The 16,068-nt window shown below is 64.5% G+C and carries 15 protein-coding genes and 3 tRNA genes; 7 read left to right on the forward strand and 11 right to left on the reverse strand.

Translation table 11 applies throughout. From position 1 onward, the window contains the following. The 9 genes from ACE3P9_RS05605 to folC all read right to left on the reverse strand — a co-directional run bounded on the left by ACE3P9_RS05605 (window position 1) and on the right by folC (window position 7,911). Window positions 1-77, reverse strand: a tRNA-Asp gene (locus ACE3P9_RS05605). A 58-nt stretch (window positions 78-135) separates the two neighbouring features. Further along, window positions 136-211, reverse strand: a tRNA-Glu gene (locus ACE3P9_RS05610). 12 nt (window positions 212-223) lie between these two features. After that, window positions 224-299: transfer RNA gene (locus tag ACE3P9_RS05615), tRNA-Ala, on the reverse strand. 82 nt (window positions 300-381) lie between these two features. Beyond that, a complete protein-coding gene (gene gltX / locus ACE3P9_RS05620) occupies window positions 382-1,782 on the reverse strand; it encodes a glutamate--tRNA ligase (protein ID WP_374492327.1) in 1,401 nt (466 codons plus the stop codon). Between the two features lie 15 nt (window positions 1,783-1,797). Next, a complete protein-coding gene (locus ACE3P9_RS05625; protein ID WP_374492329.1) occupies window positions 1,798-3,075 on the reverse strand; it encodes an O-succinylhomoserine sulfhydrylase in 1,278 nt (425 codons plus the stop codon). 16 nt (window positions 3,076-3,091) lie between these two features. Beyond that, on the reverse strand, window positions 3,092-4,600 hold the full coding sequence (purF, locus tag ACE3P9_RS05630) for an amidophosphoribosyltransferase (RefSeq protein ID WP_374492331.1): 1,509 nt from the start codon (window positions 4,598-4,600) through the stop codon (window positions 3,092-3,094). Window positions 4,601-4,784: 184 nt separating this feature from the next. Further along, window positions 4,785-5,354 carry a CvpA family protein gene (locus tag ACE3P9_RS05635; RefSeq protein ID WP_374492333.1) on the reverse strand — a complete coding sequence of 190 codons (570 nt, stop codon included), beginning with the start codon at window positions 5,352-5,354 and terminating at the stop codon, window positions 4,785-4,787. Window positions 5,355-5,446: 92 nt separating this feature from the next. Beyond that, window positions 5,447-6,475 carry an SPOR domain-containing protein gene (locus ACE3P9_RS05640; protein ID WP_374492335.1) on the reverse strand — a complete coding sequence of 343 codons (1,029 nt, stop codon included), beginning with the start codon at window positions 6,473-6,475 and terminating at the stop codon, window positions 5,447-5,449. A gap of 95 nt (window positions 6,476-6,570) precedes the next feature. Then, window positions 6,571-7,911, reverse strand: coding sequence for a bifunctional tetrahydrofolate synthase/dihydrofolate synthase (gene folC, locus ACE3P9_RS05645; RefSeq protein ID WP_374492338.1), 1,341 nt, complete (start codon window positions 7,909-7,911; stop codon window positions 6,571-6,573). Between the two features lie 116 nt (window positions 7,912-8,027). On the opposite strand from folC, the gene ACE3P9_RS05650 reads away from it, so the two are divergent. From ACE3P9_RS05650 to ACE3P9_RS05670, 5 genes are all read left to right on the forward strand, one after another. Further along, window positions 8,028-8,411: an ArsC family reductase gene (locus tag ACE3P9_RS05650; RefSeq protein ID WP_374492340.1), complete on the forward strand. Its 384-nt coding sequence runs from the start codon at window positions 8,028-8,030 to the stop codon at window positions 8,409-8,411. A 99-nt stretch (window positions 8,412-8,510) separates the two neighbouring features. Continuing rightward, the gene (gene cls, locus ACE3P9_RS05655; RefSeq protein WP_374492342.1) at window positions 8,511-9,965 is read left to right on the forward strand and encodes a cardiolipin synthase; all 1,455 of its coding nucleotides are present in this window, start codon (window positions 8,511-8,513) and stop codon (window positions 9,963-9,965) included. 133 nt (window positions 9,966-10,098) lie between these two features. Then, window positions 10,099-10,410 (forward strand): pyrimidine/purine nucleoside phosphorylase, encoded by a 312-nt coding sequence (locus ACE3P9_RS05660; protein ID WP_374492344.1) that lies wholly within the window; start codon window positions 10,099-10,101, stop codon window positions 10,408-10,410. Window positions 10,411-10,466: 56 nt separating this feature from the next. After that, window positions 10,467-11,816 (forward strand): argininosuccinate synthase, encoded by a 1,350-nt coding sequence (gene argG / locus ACE3P9_RS05665; protein WP_374492346.1) that lies wholly within the window; start codon window positions 10,467-10,469, stop codon window positions 11,814-11,816. Window positions 11,817-12,046: 230 nt separating this feature from the next. Beyond that, the gene (locus tag ACE3P9_RS05670; RefSeq protein ID WP_374492347.1) at window positions 12,047-12,898 is read left to right on the forward strand and encodes a DegV family protein; all 852 of its coding nucleotides are present in this window, start codon (window positions 12,047-12,049) and stop codon (window positions 12,896-12,898) included. Between the two features lie 49 nt (window positions 12,899-12,947). Here ACE3P9_RS05670 and murB read toward each other — a convergent pair whose 3' ends face one another. Then, complete coding sequence (gene murB / locus ACE3P9_RS05675) at window positions 12,948-14,012, reverse strand: UDP-N-acetylmuramate dehydrogenase (RefSeq protein ID WP_374492349.1); 1,065 nt, start codon at window positions 14,010-14,012, stop codon at window positions 12,948-12,950. Between the two features lie 162 nt (window positions 14,013-14,174). Between murB and ACE3P9_RS05680 the strand changes: the two genes are divergently transcribed. Continuing rightward, a complete protein-coding gene (locus ACE3P9_RS05680) occupies window positions 14,175-14,660 on the forward strand; it encodes a YajQ family cyclic di-GMP-binding protein (RefSeq protein ID WP_374492351.1) in 486 nt (161 codons plus the stop codon). A gap of 44 nt (window positions 14,661-14,704) precedes the next feature. Beyond that, window positions 14,705-15,385 (forward strand): TIGR02281 family clan AA aspartic protease, encoded by a 681-nt coding sequence (locus ACE3P9_RS05685; protein WP_374492352.1) that lies wholly within the window; start codon window positions 14,705-14,707, stop codon window positions 15,383-15,385. Window positions 15,386-15,422: 37 nt separating this feature from the next. Here ACE3P9_RS05685 and plsY read toward each other — a convergent pair whose 3' ends face one another. Then, complete coding sequence (gene plsY / locus ACE3P9_RS05690) at window positions 15,423-16,058, reverse strand: glycerol-3-phosphate 1-O-acyltransferase PlsY (protein WP_374492354.1); 636 nt, start codon at window positions 16,056-16,058, stop codon at window positions 15,423-15,425. Window positions 16,059-16,068 lie beyond the last annotated feature (10 nt).

The raw sequence follows: 16,068 nt of genomic DNA on the forward strand, positions 1-16,068 counted from the left end.
TGGCGGAGTGGACGGGACTCGAACCCGCGACCCCCGGCGTGACAGGCCGGTATTCTAACCAACTGAACTACCACTCCTGGTAGCATGCGGGGCTTGCGCCCTGCTGCCGATGCCGACCACGAATGGAAGGCAGTTTGGCGACCCTACGGGGATTCGAACCCCGGTACTCACCGTGAAAGGGTGATGTCCTAGGCCTCTAGACGATAGGGTCAAACCTAGAATTTGGTGGAGGTAAGCGGGATCGAACCGCTGACCTCTTGCATGCCATGCAAGCGCTCTCCCAGCTGAGCTATACCCCCAAATTGTCTTCACCTGGCTTTCTGCTTTTGACTTTCGTCATTTGCTTCGTGCCCTGCGAAGACTTGAATTATAGGGAGGTTTTCAGCGTTTTTGCAATTGCTCCAAAATTTTTTCGCGATGTTGCAGAGACAGCACTGCATCCAGCGATGGCGTGTGGGGAGTCCCCATCACCAGGACCCGCACCGGCATGGCAAGCTGGGGCATTTTGAGGCCCTGTGCCTTGAGCACCTGCTTGATGGCAGCAGAGATCGATTCGCGGGTCCACTCGCAGGCGGCCAGGGCATCGTGCAGGGCTGCGAGCGCGGGCTGGATGGCTGGAGTGAGGTACTGTGCCACATCCTCGGGCTGGGGAGCTGCCGGCTGGTGATAGCGTGCGATCCAGTCGGCCAGGATCACCAGGGTGTCGCAGCGGTCCTTGAAGAGGCCACACATGGCGGGCAGGCGCCCATCGTCGAGGTCGGCTTCCACGATGCCGCGTGCCAGGAGAAAGGGTCGCACGAGCCGTGCAAGGTCCTCGTCGGAGGTGGCCTTGAGGTGCTGCGCATTGACCCAGCGCAGCTTAGCTTCGTCGAACTGCGCAGCGCTGCGACCGAGGTGGTCGAGGTCAAACCATTCGAGGAACTGTTCGCGGCTGAAGATTTCGTCGTCCCCATGGCTCCAGCCCAGGCGGGCCAGGTAGTTGATCATGGCATCGGGCAGATAGCCTTCGTCACGGTACTGTGTGACGGCCTTGGCGCCGTGGCGCTTGCTCATCTTCTCGCCCTGCTCGTTGAGCACGGTGGGAAGGTGGGCATACACCGGGGGTTCCTTGCCGAGGGCACGGAAGATGTTGATCTGGCGCGGGGTGTTGTTGACATGGTCATCGCCACGGATGACGTGGGTGATGTGCATGTCCATGTCGTCGACCACCACGCAGAAGTTGTAGGTGGGGGTGCCATCGGGACGTGCGATGACGAGGTCGTCGAGCTCTTCGTTGTGGATTTCCACGTGGCCCTTGACCTTGTCGTCCCACGACACGGTGCCGGTGAGCGGATTGCGGAAGCGGAGCACGGGTTGAACGCCCTCTGGAACGGGAGGCAGGACCTTGCCGGGTTCAGGGCGCCAGGTGCCGTCGTAGCGCGGCTTTTGCTTGGCTGCCATCTGGCGCTCGCGCAGGGCATCGAGCTCTTCCATGCGCATGTAGCAGGGATAGACGTAGCCGGCTTCCTGCAACTGTGCCAGGACTTCCTTGTAGCGGTCCAGACGCTGGGTCTGGTAGAAGGGACCTTCGTCCGGCGTGAGGCCCAGCCACTGCATGCTTTCGAGAATGACGTCGACGGAAGCCTGGGTGGACCGTTCCAGATCGGTGTCCTCGATGCGCAGGACAAAGTCGCCATGCTGGGAACGTGCAAAGGCCCAGGGATAGAGGGCGGAACGGATGTTGCCCAGATGGATGAAGCCGGTGGGCGAGGGAGCGAAACGGGTACGTACTCTTTGGTTCATGGGAAGTCCAGAAATTCAGGCCAGTGCCAGTGTGGAGAGGCCCCGGGCAAGGTCGGCCTTGAGGTCGTCGACATGTTCGAGCCCCACCGCCACGCGGATGAGTCCCTGCACGACGCCGGCAGACTGGCGCTGCTCTTCGGTCAGCCGGCCGTGCGAGGTGCTGGCCGGATGGGTGATGGTGGTCTTGGTATCGCCCAGATTGGCGGTGATGCTGCACAGCTGGGTCTGGTCGATGACATGAAAGGCGTTGCGTCGCCCTTCTTCGGGGGAAGACGACTTGACGGTGAAGGACAGCACGCTGCCGCCGAGGCCGTTCTGCTGCTGCATGGCGAGCGCATGTTGCGCGTGGGACGGCAGACCAGGATAGAAGACATGCTCGACCTGTGGCTGCTGTTCGAGCCAGCGTGCCAGCTCCAGGGCACTGGCGCATTCGGCGCGCACGCGCAGCGAAAGGGTTTCCAGCCCCTTGAGGACGACCCAGGCATTGAACGGGGACAGCACCATGCCGGCCGAACGGATGAGCGGCGCGAAATGGGTATCGATGAGCGCATGGCTGGCACACAGGGCGCCTGCCATGACCCGCCCCTGTCCGTCGAGTGACTTGGTGCCGGAGTGCACCACCACGTCGGCGCCCAGGGAAAGCGGCTGCTGCAGCACAGGAGTTGCAAAGCAGTTGTCCACGGCCAGCAGCGCACCTGCCGCGTGGGCCACATCGGCAAGGGCACGGATGTCGCACAGATCGGTGAGCGGATTGGTGGGGGTTTCGGCAAACAGCAGCCGGGTGTGGGGGCGCACGGCAGCACGCCATGCCTCCACGTCGGTCTGGGGAACGAAGGTGGTTTCCACCCCGAAGCGTCCCATTTCGGCACCCATGAGCTTGATGGTGGAACCGAACATGGACTGGGAACAGATGACATGGTCACCGGCCTTGAGCAGGCCAAGGGCCAGCAACAGCACGGCGGCCATGCCGCTCGACGTGGCGATGGCTGCCTCGGCCCCTTCAAGCGCGGCGAGGCGCTGCTCGAAGCTGGTCACGGTCGGATTGCCGGTCCGGGTATAGGTGTAGCCATCGCCCGGATGGGCGAAGTTGTGCGCCGCCGTTTCGGCATCGGGCTGCACGAAGCTGCTGGTGAGGTAGAGCGCCTCGCTGTGTTCGCCGTACTGGCTGCGCGGGACGGCCTGCCGTACCGCCAGGGTCTCGGTGTGCCAGCCGTGTGGGTTGGAGGGGGAAGTGGGTTCGTCCGAAAGGGCGTGGATGCCGGACGCGTCGGCTGCGCTTGTGGAGGAAGTCATGATCGGATCGAAGGTATCACACCTGTGCCTCGGCATTCGGGAGGGCGAGGCGGGAGGTGTTTTCGCTGTCCTCGGACGATTTGGGACGCTCGTCCTGCATGCGGGTGATGTCGGTGTCGCTGATGTCGCCCGTGACATACACGCCGTCGAAGCAGGAAGCATCCATGTTGCGGATGGCCGGGTTCAGGGCGTGAATGGCAGTCTTGAGCGCGCCCAGGTCCTGATAGATCAGGGCATCGCAGCCGATGATTTCGCGCACTTCCTCGACCGTGCGGTTGTAGGCGACCAGCTCCTGCTGGGTGGGCATGTCGATGCCGTACACATTGGGGTAGCGCACCGGCGGCGCAGCACTGGCCAGGTAGACCTTGCGGGCACCTGCATCGCGGGCCATCTGGACGATTTCACGCGACGTGGTGCCACGCACGATGGAGTCGTCCACGAGCAGCACGTTGCGGTCCTTGAACTCGCTGCCGACGACGTTGAGCTTCTGGCGCACGGACTTCTTGCGCACGGACTGCCCGGGCATGATGAAGGTGCGGCCGACATAGCGGTTCTTGACGAAGCCCTCGCGGTAGGGAATGCCGAGCACGTGCGCAAGCTGCATGGCGCTGGGACGGCTGGATTCGGGAATGGGAATGACGGCATCGATCTCGGAAGGAGGCACCATGGAGATGACCCGCTTGGCCAGGGCCTCGCCCATCTTGAGACGTGCGCGGTAGACAGACACGCCATCGAGCTCGGAATCGGGCCGTGCCAGGTAGACGAACTCGAACAGACAGGGATTGAGCACGGCATGTTCGGCACACTGCTGCATCTCGATGTCGCCCTGGAGATTGATGATGGCGGCCTCGCCCGGCTCGACATAGCGGTAGAAGGGCACGCCCAGACCCTCAAGGGCCACCGACTCGCTGGCAGCCATGGCCGTGCCGTCGGAGGACTTGCCCAGGCACAGCGGGCGGATGCCATAGGGGTCGCGGAAGGCGACAAGACCGAAGCCGGCGATCATGGCGATCACGGCGTAGGAGCCCTTGAGGCGACGATGCACGGCACGGATGGCCTGGAAGACGATGGCGTTGGTGAGCGGGCGGCTGCCGCTGGCCATCTGGATCTCGTGCGCGAACACGTTGAGCAGCACCTCGGAATCGCTCTCGGTGTTGGTATGGCGGTGATCGAGCGTGAAGAGCTCGGTGCGCAGCGCATGGGCATTGGTGAGGTTGCCGTTGTGGGCCATCACGATGCCGAAGGGGGCATTGACGTAGAAGGGCTGCGCCTCTTCCTCGCTGAAGGCATTGCCGGCCGTGGGATAACGAACCTGGCCCAGTCCACAGTTCCCCGGCAGGGCCCGCATGTTGCGCGTGCGGAACACGTCACGCACCATGCCCTTGGCCTTGTACATGAAGAACTTGCGATCCATCTGGGTCGCAATGCCGGCGGCATCCTGCCCCCGGTGCTGCAGGAGCAGCAGCGCGTCATAAATCAACTGGTTTACCGCCGACGGGTGCACCATGCCCACGATTCCGCACATATCACATTTCCTTCACAACCGGATCGGTCGCTGGTTGATGATGTGGAATACCCGTGCGCCGCACCATGCGCCGAACGGATGTCCCGGAGCTTCACGCGTCGTGCGCGCTGGCCGGATACCCTTCCACATCAGATCGAAAAAATCATGTCTTCCTTGTTGTCCCGCCGCAGGCCATGCCACGCCGTCAGGCACCCCGCTCGTAGGGCCGTGGCCGACTGCCGCCCACTGCCGGTGGCACCCATCCCTCGAAGGACACAGGCAGCCAAGGTGCCACCTGATGGAGGGAACCGGTGAGCCACACAGAGGCCAGGGACCGCTGCCACCACATGCTGGTATGGAGGGGAGTGAGCAGCACCGCAATTGTCACGATCCACAACAGGACCACTCCACGAATCAGCCCAAAGCCCCCACCCAGGACCTTGTCAATTGCGCCCATTCCCACGCTTTTCAACAGAGACCCCAGGAAGCTCGACAGGAAGGCCATGCCGAGCATGACGAGCATGAACACAAGCGCAAAGGCGAGCAGCCAGCCGGCTTCCGGGCTCCAGTGGCTGAGCCAGACTTCGGGAAGCCACATGCGCACCATTTCGGCGCTCCAGTTCGCGGCCAGAAACGCCAGCACCCATCCCGCCAGGGACATGACTTCGTGCACCAGTCCACGCCACAAACCGAGCATGGCGGAGCATACGACCACCACCAGGCAGATGGCATCCCATGTGCCCAGATGTTGCCAGAATGCGTATGCGCCAGACATAGAGGAAAGAACCTGAGAACGAAGGAAACGAGGAACGGAAGGGAAAAGACAGCCAGGAAATGCCGAGCCACACGGGGCGCGGGGCCAGACGCTCAGTAGCTGTACATGGATACCGGCAGCCCCAGGGCGCGGACCTTGGCAGCCACATGCTCCATCTGCTGCCGCGAGCCGAAGGGGCCCATGCGCACGCGGGTCACATCCTTGCCATTGACCTTGACGACCTGGGTGTAGTTGGACAGACCGGCGGCACTGAGCCGGTTGCGCACGCTGGCGATGCGGCCGGGCTCGACATAGGCGCCTACCTGGACCACGAATCGGCCTTTCTCTGGAAACTTGCTGTAGGCGGCCTTCTCGGATGCATGGGCCTGGGCGGCCTCGGATGCGGCCCTGGCCTTCTGGGCCTGGAGCTGCTGCTGGCGGGTCCTGCGCTCGGCATCGGCACGGGCCTTGGCTGCCTTGGCGGCTTTTTCCTGCTTCTGGCGTTCCAGCAGCTGGCGGCGCTGCTGGGCCTGTTCACGTGCCTGCCGTTCGAGCCGCGCCTTGCGCTCCGCATCGGCCTGAAGTCTGGAGGCAGTGACTTCGTCATCGGCTCGGACCACGGGAGCCTGCGCCTGCCGGGTGGGCGGCGCATGGAGCCCTGCTGCAGGCAGGGCAGCCAGGCCATGATGCGGGGCTGCCGCATGCGGAGCTCTGGAGGCTGCGGCCACGGGCGGGAGGGCTGCAGCCGAAGCGGCGGGTTCGGAAGCGGCATCGGGTTCGGAGGCAGACGATGCTGCCGAAGCGGCAGGACTTGCCTCTACCACCTGTTCGTTGGCGGCGAGACTGCGGCTCGTCTCGACCATGCCACTGGCGGCGGGTACGGGCGCTGCCGGGGTGTCCGTCTTGCCACCGAGCGAAATGGGAATGCCGGGACTGACGGTTCGTGGGGAAGAGTCGAGCACGAGCGGCAGCACGATGACGGCAGCAACCACCAGAATGGCGGAACCGATCAGGCGATGGCGTGCCCGGCGACGCAGGTCATCCGCAGACTGCACGGGCACTTCCACCCGGGAGACCTCTTCCGCCTTGCCGGAAGAGGCGGATTCGGATGCCGCAGAAGATCGGTTCTTGAAAAAAGCCATGCGTCTCACAGATGCTGCGGGCCGATATCTTCCTGATCTGAACGGCTCCCCTGTGCATGAGCAGGGGACCGATCAGGCCAGAAGGATGGTCACGCTCAGGCCCCTGCGGGGCTGGAGAGATGCGGTGCATTGAGCCTCGGAAGCGGCTCCTGGAGCACTTCGCCCACGGTGACGAACGACCCGAAAACCACGATTCTATCAGTCTCCCCTGCTGCCGCAAGCGCTGCATGGAGGGCCTCCCGGGCACCGGTAAACATGTGTGCCTCGGCGGGCAGAACACGCGATTCGCTCCCCTGCTTCTGCTCCGTCTCCCACATGTCCATGAGGGCCTGTGCAGTGGCCGCGCGGGGGGTGGGAAGGTCGGTGAAATACCACTTGTCCACGATCGGATACATGCGGTGGAGGATGTTCTGCACATCCTTGTCGGCCATGGCGCCGAACACGGCGTGGGTGACGGGCGCATAGGGCATGGTGTCGAGGTTGGCCACCAGGGCCGCCACGGCATGGGGGTTGTGGGCCACGTCGAGAATGAGGGTCGGCTGACCGGGGATCATCTGGAAGCGCCCCGGCAGCTCCACGAATGCAAGACCCAGGCGGATAGCCTGGGCGGTCACGGGCAGACGATCGCGCAGCGCCGTGAGTGCAGCCAGCACTCCGGCGGCATTCACCAGCTGATTGGCTCCCCGCAGGGCCGGATAGGCCAGACCGCTGTAGCGGCGCCCACGCCCGGCCCAGTTCCACTGCTGCTTGTCGCCTGCGGTATTGAAGTCTCGCCCGACCAGCCACAGATCGGCCCCGATTTCCTGCGCGTGTGCGATGACCGATGCAGGAGGCACGGGATCGCTGACGATGGCGGGACGTCCGGGGCGCATGATGCCGGCCTTTTCGAACCCGATGGCTTCGCGGGTGGGACCCAGGAATTCGACATGGTCGATGTCGATGCTGGTGAGCACGGCGCAATCCGTGTCGATGAGGTTGACGGCATCGAGCCGCCCGCCCAGCCCGACTTCCAGCACCACGGCATCCAGATGGGCCGACGCCAGGGCATCCAGGATGGCCAGCGTGGTGAATTCGAAATACGTGAGCGTGATGTCGCCCCGCGCTTCCTCCACTGCGGCGAAGTGCCGGCACAGGACGGCTTCATCGATGTCCTGGTTGTCGATGCGGCAGCGCTCAGTGAACTGCACGAGGTGCGGGGAGGTGAAGAGCCCGGTGTGGTACCCGGACTGCCGCAGAATGCATTCGAGCATGGCGCAGGTGGAACCCTTGCCGTTGGTGCCAGCCACGGTAAATACCGGGCAGTCAAAGCGCACGCCGGCACCGCCGTGCATGCGGGCCGCCACGGCCCGAAGGCGGTCGAGGCCCATGTCGATGGTCTTGGGATGGAGTTTTTCGCAATGGTCCAGCCACTGCGCGAGGGTGGAATAGGTCTGCATGGCGCGCTATTGTCCCAGACTTGGCCCACGGCGGGCGACAGAGGAGTCCGACACCCTCTGCCCTGCATGCCTGGGGACATGTCACGATGCACGTGAGGCACGGATAATGAAGGCCTATGAATCCCGATCAGCCTCCCATCACCCTGTATGGCATTGCGAACTGCGACACGGTACGCAAGGCGCGTGCGTGGCTCTCGCAGCAGAATGTGCCCTGCCTCTTCCATGATCTCCGAAAGCAGGGAGTCTCCTTGGATACCCTGCTCCACTGGTGTGCGGCGCTGGGCTGGGAAGCCCTGCTCAACCGCCGCGGAACCACCTGGCGCGCCCTGGAGCCCAGCGAACGAGACGCCGTGCACGATGCTGCATCGGCTGCCGCCCTGATGCTTCGCCACCCGACCCTCATCAAGCGCCCCGTGGTGGACTGGCAGGGCACGCTCACGGTGGGGTTCACCCCCGAGCTGTTCCAGGGCGCCCATGCGTCCCTTCGGGATCGGGCCTGACATGCTCTCCGGCCTGCCGCATCGGATACCGGAGAAGGACAGGGCCTGGCCTGCGGCTTGCGCGATGTCTCCCTCCTCCCCCGTGAAGGAAGTCGGGCCATGCGCGAATTTCTGAGCACCCTGCTGGCCCTGCACTGGCACAGCCTGCTGGGATGGGTGTGGCTGGCCACGGGCATCTATCTGGCCGGACGCATTGTCTGGCAGCGGCGCTCTCCGGCGGCCACGCTGGCCTGGATCATGGCGCTGTGCCTGATTCCCCCGGTGGGACTCGTGCTCTACCACTTCGTCGGCCCGCAGCGGGTCAAGCGCCAGAAGCTGCGCCGCATGAAGAGCCAGGCCCTGCTGGCGGCCAGCAACGACCTGGAAGCGCTGTACGCGCGCGACGCCAGCCCCCCTGCCTGGGCCATGCAGCACAGTGCCCTGATCGAGCACTGCTGCGGCATTCCGCTGTCGAGCTGCGAACGTGTCGATCTGCTGGACGGGGGCGCGGCCACGCTCGACGCCATCGTGGAGGCGGTGTCCCGGTCCGAAAGCCACATCCACCTGGAGTACTACATCTTCGAGCCCGATCATGCGGGACTGAAGCTGGCCTCGGCGCTGTGCCACAAAGCCCGGCAGGGAGTGAACGTGCGGCTGCTGGTCGATGGCGTCGGCTCAGCCAATCTGCTGCTGCGCCAGGGCCGGGCCCTGCGGCGCATGCTGGCCGATGCCGGAGTCGAGTTAGGGGTATTCCACCCGACTCGCCTCTATGGTTTGCTGCCTCTGGTCAATCTGCGCACCCACCGCAAGCTCGTGATCTGTGATGGGCGCGTCGGCTTCACCGGCGGCATCAATGTCACGGACGAAGAGGACGACCGCCTCTTTCCCGATTCGGCCTACCGGGATACCCATGTGCGGCTGGAAGGTGCCGCCGTGCGCTGGCTGCAGTACACGTTTCTGCAGGACTGGATCTATGCCACCGGCCGGCATGAATTCGCGCCCCACATCGTGCCCCTGCACGCCCCGGGGCCCCACGCCGTGCATGTGGCAACCTCAGGCCCCGACAGCGAGGGCCAGGCCATTCACCACAGCATGGTGCATGCCATCAGCATCGCGCAGCACCGCATCCTGCTGACCACCCCCTACTTTGTGCCGACCGAACCAGCCTGGTTCGCGCTCATCAACGCTGCCCGGCGGGGGGTCGAGGTCCGCATCATGGTGCCGCGCCACAGCGACTCGCACCTCGTCACTGCGGCCGCCCGCTCGTACTACCCTTCGCTGCTGGAGGCAGGCGTGCACATCTTCGAATACCAGGGCCGGATGCTGCACGCCAAGACGCTCGTGGTGGATCGGGGGTATGCCATGGTCGGATCGGCCAATTTCGACAATCGCAGCCTGCTGCTGAACTTCGAGATCGCCCTGGCGCTCTACAGCGAATCGCTCAACGGGCAGCTGGCCCGGATGTTCACGCGCGATCTGGCACGCTGCCGCCCGATCAGCGGCGAGGAGGCTGCCGAGCCCTGGTTCCGACAGCTTCCCGTGGCCGTGGCCCGCCTGCTCTCGCCGCTGCTGTGACACGGCGCGTGCAATGCGATACGGGCTGCAAGCTCGTAGAATCGAATGTTCAAGGGCGCGCGGCCCGGCCGTGCGTGTATTGCCTCTCCGTCCTGCCGCCTCTCGGGCGGCATGTCTTCTTTTTTACTGTCTCATGAGCCCCATCGCCAACGTCACCCTCCAACCGCAGGCCAATGTGTATTTCGACGGCAAGTGCATTTCCCACAGCTTCACGCTGCCCGACGGCTCCCAGCAGAGCGCAGGCGTGATCCTGCCCGCCTCGCTGACCTTCAACACCGGCGCCTCCGAAGTCATGGAATGCGTGGCAGGCTCCTGCGAATACCGCCTGGCAGGCACCGACGAGTGGAAGACGAGCCGCGCCGGTGAATCGTTCAGCATTCCGGCCCACAGCAGCTTCGACATCCGGGTCACCGAGCCCTACCACTACGTCTGCCGCTACGCCTGATCGAAGCGCGTCCGGCATCCTGCCTCGGCCCCTTTCCTCTCCAGACGGATCACGCCATGTCCAACACCATCCTGCAATCCATTCCCGCCGGCCAGAAGGTCGGCATCGCCTTCTCGGGCGGCCTCGACACCTCTGCCGCCCTGCTGTGGATGCGCCAGAAGGGCGCCATCCCCTACGCCTACACCGCCAACCTCGGACAGCCCGACGAATCCGACTATGACGCCATCCCGCGCAAGGCCGAGCAATACGGCGCCGAGCAGGCCCGCCTGATCGACTGCCGCGCCCAGCTCGCCCACGAGGGCATTGCAGCCATCCAGTGCGGCGCCTTCCACATCAGCTCCGGTGGCATCCACTACTTCAACACCACCCCGCTTGGCCGTGCCGTGACCGGCACCATGCTGGTGGCGGCCATGAAGGAAGACAACGTCAACATCTGGGGAGATGGCTCCACCTTCAAGGGCAACGACATCGAGCGCTTCTACCGCTATGGCCTGCTCACCAACCCGCAGCTCAAGATCTACAAGCCCTGGCTCGACCAGCAGTTCATCGACGAGCTCGGCGGCCGCAAGGAAATGAGCGAGTTCCTGATCCAGAACGGCTTCGACTACAAGATGAGCACCGAGAAGGCCTACAGCACCGACAGCAACATGCTCGGTGCCACCCACGAGGCCAAGGATCTGGAACACCTCGACAGCGGCATCCGCATCGTCAACCCCATCATGGGCGTGGCCTTCTGGAAGCCCGAGGTCGAAGTCCGCCCCGAGGAAGTGCGCGTGCGCTTCGAGGAAGGGGTGCCCGTGGCACTCAACGGCCGCGAATTCTCCGACCCCGTCGAACTGTTCCTCGAAGCCAACCGCATCGGCGGCCGCCATGGACTGGGCATGAGCGACCAGATCGAGAACCGCATCATCGAAGCCAAGAGCCGCGGCATCTACGAAGCTCCCGGCATGGCCCTGCTCTGGACGGCCTACGAACGCCTGGTCACCGGCATCCACAACGAGGACACCATCGAGCAGTACCGCATCAACGGCCTGCGCCTTGGCCGCCTGCTCTACCAGGGCCGCTGGTTCGATCCCCAGGCCCTGATGCTGCGCGAAACCGCCCAGCGCTGGGTGGCCCGCGCCATCACCGGGGAAGTCACGCTGGAACTGCGCCGTGGCAACGACTACTCCCTCCTCAATACCGAGAGCCCCAACCTGACCTATGCGCCCGAGCGCCTGAGCATGGAAAAGGTGGAAAACGCGCCGTTCAGCCCTGCCGACCGCATCGGCCAGCTCACGATGCGCAACCTCGACATCGTGGACACGCGCGGCAAGATCGGCGTGTACGCCAAGGCCGGCCTGCTGCAGCTTGGAGAAGGCGCCGCCATGCTCAAGCTCGAAGCCGACAAGAAGCACGACGCCTGAGCATCCGGCACGCTGGGTGCGCCCTGAGGCGCACCCTCTCCCGATGCCGACAGCCCCCTGCCAAGCCGCCCACACCCTGGGCGGCTTTTTTACGTTACGCGCCCGAAAGCATTGACTGCAGGGGAATACCCCTACCTTTTGCCCTCAAATCAACGAACGGTCGTTTCTTTTTGTATGATGCCCCGGCGAAGGATTCATGCCCACGCAGCCTCCAGCGAAGGAACAGCCCCATGCCCTCACGAGCGATCGTCGCCACATCGACCGGCGGTCTGGACGAACTCCAGATCCCGCACCACATCCGCATCCTGCGTCTGCAGCTCCGCATTCAGGGCCGCCGGCTGCTCGACGGGCTGGAAGTCAAGGGCAGCGCCTTTCACGACTGGATGCTGCGCACCCCGGGCCAGGTGGCCGAAACCGCTCCTCCCAGTCAGATCGAGATAGCCAACTTCTTCCGCGACCTCATCCGCGAAGGCTACGAGGAAGTGCTGGTGCTCACCCTTTCCTCGCGCCTGAGCAGAACCTACGAACAGCTCGACCTGCTGCGCAACGCCTATGCCCACAAGCTGAAGATTCACCTCTTCGACACCGGCATGGCCGCCCACGCTGAAGCGCTCATGGCTCTCGAGGCCGACCGCCTGCTCGAACAGGGTGCCTCCATGGCAGACATCGTGGCCCACCTCACCGACCTGCGCGCCCGCACCATGACCTTCCTGACCGTGGGCAAGCTCGACTATCTGATGCGCACGGGTCGCGTCTCTGCCGCCTCGGGCATGCTGGCCAATTTCATGCGCATCCGGCCGGTGCTGCACATCACCGAAGGCGAAATCCGCCCCTACGCCAAAATCCGCACCACCGACCGGGCGCTCGAAGGCATGCTCGACGGCGTGCACGAGTTTGCCCAGGGCAAACCAGTGGACATCCATGTCATGCAGGGCGGTGTGGAAAGCACCAACGCAAGCCTGGGGCGCCTGCTGCTCGACCGGCACCAGATGTTCGGCCATCCCACCTATGCCGTCACCCCCGTGATCGCTGCGCACACGGGCCCCGATTGCGCGGGCGTGGTCGTAGTGCGTCGGGCCTGAAGACCGAAGGCAGCATCGCTTTCGGCCACGGAGCCCCGCCCCGCCCGGGTCAGACCACCACCGGTTCCGTTTCGAGCCGGATGCCGAAGCGCTCGTACACGCTGGTCTGGATGGCTCGTGCCAGAGTCATCACCTCGCCACCCGTGACGCGCTGTCCGGTCTCGCCCATGCGGTTGACCAGCACCAGCGCCTGCCGTGGGTACACCCCGGCATTGCCCATGCTCTTGCCACGCCAGCCACAGGCATCGATGAGCCAGCCGGCAGCCAGCTTCACGGTGCCATCCGGCATGGGATAGTGCACGATATTGGGCTCGCGGGCGATGATGTCGCGGCATTGCTCGGGGGACACCACCGGATTCTTGAAGAAGCTGCCTGCGTTGCCGGTCACGGCCGGATCGGGCAGCTTGGCCCGGCGGATGGCCACGACCATGTCGAACACCTGGCGCGCCGTGGGCTGCGTCACGCCGAGTTCCTCCATCTTGCGCTGGATGTCGAGGTAGCCCAGCTCCGGCTTCCATTGCTTGGGCAGTGCAAACCGCACCTGCGTGATGACGGCCTTGCCTGCAAGCCCATGGTCGCCCCTGCGCCCTGGTGCATGCTTGAACACCGAATCCCGATAGCCAAAGCCGCACTGTGCAGCATCGAGCGTAAAGGTGCGCCCGGTCTCGATGTCAACGGCGTCGAGAGCATGGAAGCGATCCTGCAGCTCGATGCCGTAGGCTCCGATGTTCTGTACGGGCGAAGATCCCACCACCCCGGGAATCAAGGCCAGATTCTCCAGTCCGGGATAGCCCTGATCCAGCGTCCACGCGACGAAGTCATGCCAGTTCTCGCCCGCCCCGGCCTGCACGATCCAGTGCCGATCGGTTTCCTCCACCAGGCTGCGTCCGGGAATTTCGAGCTTGAGCACCAGAGGGCGCACATCGCCGGTAAAGATGGTGTTGCTGCCGCCGCCCAGGGCCAGCCACCCCTGCTGCAGCAGCTCGGCGCTTTCATGCAGGGCCTGCAGCTGGGCTGCACTGTGCACGCGCAGCAGCTGCTGGGCGCGTGCGGCAATGCCAAAGGTGTTGCAGGAGTCGAGGGGGGCGTTTTCTTCGATGCGCAGGATAGTCATGGGGGATAATTGTCGCATCAAGGGGCCGCGGAATCGTTCCACGCGCCTCTTTCCACCCACTCTCCGGGGAAGCCCCTGCATTGCAGTCCATGTGCTGCCGCAGCCTCTGCGCAGGCCGATGTACGGCCTGTTTCCTCCCCCTTCAGCAAGGAATACTCTGCCATGCCTTCTTTCGATACCGTCTGTGAAGCCAATCTCGTCGAGGTCCGCAACGCCGTGGAAAACAGCGCCAAGGAAATCGGCACCCGCTTCGACTTCAAGGGCACCAGTGCCGCCATCGAGATCAAGGAACAGGACATCACCCTCTACGGCGATGCCGACTTCCAGCTCCAGCAGGTGCTCGACATCCTGCGCAGCAAGCTCACCAAGCGGCAGGTGGATGTGCGCTTTCTCGACATCGGCGATGTGCAGAAGGTCGGCGGCGACAAGGTCAAGCAGGTGGTCAAGGTGCGCAACGGCATCGAATCCGACCTGGCCAAGAAGATCCAGCGCCTCATCAAGGACAGCAAGATGAAGCTCCAAGCCTCCATCCAGGGCGATACCGTGCGCGTCAGTGGCGCCAAGCGCGATGACCTGCAGGCTGCCATGGCACTGATCCGCAAGGACATCAGCGACATGCCCCTGAGCTTCGACAATTTCCGCGACTGATTCCTCGCTCCCGCTCCACCGCTGCCTTTCTTCGTCTTTTTCTCATGCCCATGCGCCCTTCCTTCCTGTCATTGCCTGGCCTGTGCTCGGCTCTCATGCTCTGTGTCTCGGGCATGGCCCATGCCGAATCCGTGGCTCTCGTGGGCATGATGGGGCAGCGTCCGCTGCTGGTGGTCAACGGTTCTTCGCCGCGCGCCATGTCCGTGGGCGAAACCTTCCAGGGCGTGCGGGTGGTGTCGGTCTCCGGCTCCGGGGCCACGCTGGCCAGTGCGGGCAAGCGCTACACGCTTCACGTCGGGGATGCACCGGTCAACGTCGGACAGGTGGCCTCTGCAGGAGGGGCATCCGGCCCGGATGGGGGGCGCATCGTGCTGCCACGGGGATCGGGCGGGCATTTCTATGCCAGTGGCACCGTCAACGGCAAGTCTGCCCGGTTCGTGGTGGACACCGGGGCCACGCTCGTGGCCATGGGCGTGCCGGATGCCGAGCGCATGGGCATCGCCTACCGCAATGGACGCCCCAGCCGCAGCCTGACCGCCAATGGCGTGGTGGAAAGCTGGCGGGTGCAGCTCAATTCGGTGCGCATCAACAGCGTCGAGGTCTACAACGTGGATGCCGTGGTGCTCAAGACCTCCATGCCGGCCATGCTGCTCGGCAACAGCTTCCTGTCGCGCTTCCGCATTCTGCAAAACGGCGACCAGATGGTGCTCGAACGGCGCTATTGAGAGCCGAGCAGCATGGGGCGGCGCAAGCCCCCTGCTCTCACCGGGGGCTGCTGCCCTTGCTGCCGATGCGCGACTCCTGCCCGTCAAGCAGCCGGCGAATGTTGGCCCGGTGACGCCAGATGAGCAACCCGCTCACGCCCACGATCGCAAACAGCACGGGACCCTGCACCGGCCACCAGCCATTGATGCCCAGCATGTACCACATGGGAGCCGACAGGGCTGCCACCAGCGCCGCGAACGAGGAGTAGCGCGACACGAACGCCACCAGGAGCCAGGTCAGCAGCACCAGCGTCCCCGCCAGGGGAGCCCAGGCAAGCACCACCCCGGCAGCGGTCGCCACCCCCTTGCCCCCCTGAAAGCGGAAGAACACCGGATAGAGATGCCCCAGAAAGGCCGCCAGCCCCACACAGGCCAGCGCACCCGCACCCAGCCCCCAGCCCGCCCCCCACTGCGACACCACGAACACCGGCAACCAGCCCTTGAGCGCATCGAACACCAGCGTCAGCAAGGCGGCCTTCTTGTTGCCGCTGCGCAGCACATTGGTCGCCCCCGGATTGCCGCTGCCGTAGCTGCGTGGATCGTTCAGCCCCATGAAACGGCTGACGATGACGGCAAAGCTCAGCGAGCCCAGCAGATAGGCCAGCACCACGGCCAGAAGAAAGGAAATGTGCATGCTTGTGTCG

The organism is Allobrachymonas sp. (assembly GCF_041912815.1).
GTDB lineage: Bacteria > Pseudomonadota > Gammaproteobacteria > Burkholderiales > Burkholderiaceae_C > Brachymonas.

Excerpts from the sequence above, each read along its gene's own strand:
- ACE3P9_RS05640 (WP_374492335.1), bottom strand. The coding sequence starts at position 6,475 with ATGGCTTTTTTCAAGAACCGATCTTCTGCGGCATCCGAATCCGCCTCT.
- ACE3P9_RS05625 (WP_374492329.1), bottom strand. The coding sequence starts at position 3,075 with ATGACTTCCTCCACAAGCGCAGCCGACGCGTCCGGCATCCACGCCCTT.
- argG (WP_374492346.1), top strand. The coding sequence starts at position 10,467 with ATGTCCAACACCATCCTGCAATCCATTCCCGCCGGCCAGAAGGTCGGC.
- ACE3P9_RS05660 (WP_374492344.1), top strand. The coding sequence starts at position 10,099 with ATGAGCCCCATCGCCAACGTCACCCTCCAACCGCAGGCCAATGTGTAT.
- folC (WP_374492338.1), bottom strand. The coding sequence starts at position 7,911 with ATGCAGACCTATTCCACCCTCGCGCAGTGGCTGGACCATTGCGAAAAA.
- murB (WP_374492349.1), bottom strand. The coding sequence starts at position 14,012 with ATGACTATCCTGCGCATCGAAGAAAACGCCCCCCTCGACTCCTGCAAC.
- ACE3P9_RS05670 (WP_374492347.1), top strand. The coding sequence starts at position 12,047 with ATGCCCTCACGAGCGATCGTCGCCACATCGACCGGCGGTCTGGACGAA.
- purF (WP_374492331.1), bottom strand. The coding sequence starts at position 4,600 with ATGTGCGGAATCGTGGGCATGGTGCACCCGTCGGCGGTAAACCAGTTG.
- ACE3P9_RS05650 (WP_374492340.1), top strand. The coding sequence starts at position 8,028 with ATGAATCCCGATCAGCCTCCCATCACCCTGTATGGCATTGCGAACTGC.
- ACE3P9_RS05685 (WP_374492352.1), top strand. The coding sequence starts at position 14,705 with ATGCCCATGCGCCCTTCCTTCCTGTCATTGCCTGGCCTGTGCTCGGCT.
- plsY (WP_374492354.1), bottom strand. The coding sequence starts at position 16,058 with ATGCACATTTCCTTTCTTCTGGCCGTGGTGCTGGCCTATCTGCTGGGC.
- cls (WP_374492342.1), top strand. The coding sequence starts at position 8,511 with ATGCGCGAATTTCTGAGCACCCTGCTGGCCCTGCACTGGCACAGCCTG.
- ACE3P9_RS05635 (WP_374492333.1), bottom strand. The coding sequence starts at position 5,354 with ATGTCTGGCGCATACGCATTCTGGCAACATCTGGGCACATGGGATGCC.
- gltX (WP_374492327.1), bottom strand. The coding sequence starts at position 1,782 with ATGAACCAAAGAGTACGTACCCGTTTCGCTCCCTCGCCCACCGGCTTC.
- ACE3P9_RS05680 (WP_374492351.1), top strand. The coding sequence starts at position 14,175 with ATGCCTTCTTTCGATACCGTCTGTGAAGCCAATCTCGTCGAGGTCCGC.